Genomic DNA, 2,409 nt, shown 5'->3' on the forward strand with positions numbered 1-2,409 from the left:
TGACTCACGCACCGCGATGCGGGAGACGGGCAAGGCGCTGCTGGCGTGGGACCAGTGGGGCCAGAATCCCGCGCGGGCCGCTGGTGCGGTCACCTTCAACGTGGTGACGACCGTGTTCACCGGCGGCGCGGGTGCCGGTGTGGCGGGTGCGGGCCGGGCGGGTGCGGTGGCCAGGGCGCTGTCGGTTGCGGGGAGGGCGGGCCGGGTCCTCGACCCGATGACGTATATCGCCAGGGGCGCGGGCGCCGGCCTGTCGAAGATAGGCGACATCAGCGCGGCGCTGAGGGGGGTCGGCACCATCGATATCCCCGCCCTCCCGGAGAACGCGATCACCCTGCCGGAGGGCGCGGTCAGGCTGCCGGACGGCACGGTGAACCTGCCGGAAGGGGCAGCCGTCCCGGAGGGGGCGACCCGGCTGCCGGACGGCAACTTCCAACTCCCGGACAATGCGCCGGTGCTGCCGGCGGGCACGACGAAGCTGCCGACCTCCGAAGGTGTTCTCGCCCAGTACATGGACGGCGACGGCAATCTCCTCGACGAGCACGGCAACATGGTCGACAGCGTCGATAACGCTTCCACCGATGTGGTCGACAGGCCGAGGTCGGGGACTCCGGCCGCGGGCGCTGACGTATCACGTCTGGACTCATCGGTCCGGGAACCGGCTCTCGTGGGTGCGGACAGCCCGATCGGCGGTAGGGGTGACCACAGTGTCGGTGGTTCGGCGTCCTCTGCGGACAACCTCATCGCCGGGGGCACGCATGGCGTTGACACGCCGCTCCGGCCAGGGGCTCTGGGGCACGATGTCGTTGGCGGTAGTACCCATGTCGGTGATCATGCCTCCGGCGTGGGCCACACTGACGATGTGAGCCATTCCGGCCACGATGCTCCTGGCGGGAACCATGCTGACGAGGGGCCCAGCCCTCACTCGGAAGCCGACGGCCCGTCGGGCGGAGACCACACTTCGGATGATCCGGACATCCGCAGCGATGATCTTGCCGATGTCAGCGGAGACGAAGTTCTCCACATGGGTGCGGACGACACTCAGCTCATGGGTAACCGCCGCACTTATGAGGCACGAGTCGCCCCCGAGTCGACGCTTCCCGTTCCGCCCAAACAACCAGGCGACATCATTCTGGATTCGGGCGACCATGTGTACTTCAGGGAGGGTTCGACTGCGATCGGATACGACCGGAACACCATGGCCAACTTCGACCGAGTCAAGCCGATGGACGGGTACCACGACGTTGTCGTCCATGGAAACAGGCAGGGGTACTTTGAGCCAGGTCGAAGGAACGAGGCTGGAGCTGACTTCCCGGCCCCGAATACTCACCCGACGCACATCGCTGAAGCCATCAGGAACAACCCCAGCTACGACGGAGGGCCAGTGCGTCTCATCTCTTGTCACTCCGGGACGGTTGCCACAGACGCCGCAGGCCACCCCATCCCGGCGGCCCAGGCAGTTGCGAACGAGCTGGGTGTCCCGGTCAAAGCGCCCACGGATAAAGTGGGAACGGATCGGTTCCTGGGGCCTGGCCAGACTCCAAGGATCTTCAATGGTGGTTACTGGCGAACGTTCCTCCCCATGCTGTAGAAAAGGCTTCTCATGAAGATCGCAGATCACTTTCAAGAGCTTTGGGCGCCGTCTTTTGGAGCGCCCAGAGGGAGCGTGCGGGATTATGTCACGGGTTCCGCATATGAAGATGAGCGAGGGATCGTCCAGTATCTGCTGGCCGGGCATGACCTTTTCAGCGTCATGGGTTCATCCGAGGACGTTCTAGGTTCTGGCGAGACCGTCATGGGCGGCGACTCCATCTACTCGGACGGAGAATGGGTGTGGCGGGGAGATCTCTGGTTTTATGTGAGAACCCATCATGTCGCCTTGCCGAAAGATTTTTTGGAGCGGATCAGGGGTTTCGACTACGTCATGCCGGCTGAGGACCTGTCGAGCCTCATGGAAATCGCCAAGGACATCCGTGCTCGGCTGTGAAGCTCCCGTGGTAGCGAAATGCGACGAATCGACATTGACGACGACGAGGTCGGCATCGGCTTCGATCATCGGTTGCTCTATGCCGAGGAGCCTTATACAGGGGGCGCAGAGGACTACCTGGCGGGACATCTGGTGAGCCGCGTGACCTGCACGCGCAACGGAGTTCGTGTCCGGAGAGTTCAAGCGCTGGCATCCGAACGGTGTCCTTGCTAAATGCATGATCAACAGCGAGGATGGCAAGGTCCCCCTCGCCGAATACGAGTGGGCCGAGGAAAGCCGCCCGACTCGGGGTTTCACGGTCAGGACGACACTTTCGGGCTGCTCGCTGACGCCGTGGGGGACAGCGGCGACATGGTCGAAGAGCGCAGCACCGGCGGCGAACGTCTGCATACGGTGCGGGCGTTGCTGGCCATCTCGGACCG

General features: G+C 64.2%; 2 protein-coding genes. Both read left to right on the forward strand.

The annotated features are described in order from the left end of the window. Positions 1-1,591 (forward strand): DUF8616 domain-containing protein (locus GFH49_RS39735; RefSeq protein WP_521968890.1); only part of this gene is annotated, 1,591 nt, incomplete at its 5' end. 12 nt (positions 1,592-1,603) lie between these two features. Continuing rightward, positions 1,604-1,987, forward strand: coding sequence for a hypothetical protein (locus tag GFH49_RS01940; protein ID WP_155053971.1), 384 nt, complete (start codon positions 1,604-1,606; stop codon positions 1,985-1,987). The last annotated feature ends 422 nt before the right edge of the window (positions 1,988-2,409 follow it).

The organism is Streptomyces blattellae (genome assembly GCF_009709555.1).
Lineage (GTDB): Bacteria > Actinomycetota > Actinomycetes > Streptomycetales > Streptomycetaceae > Streptomyces > Streptomyces blattellae.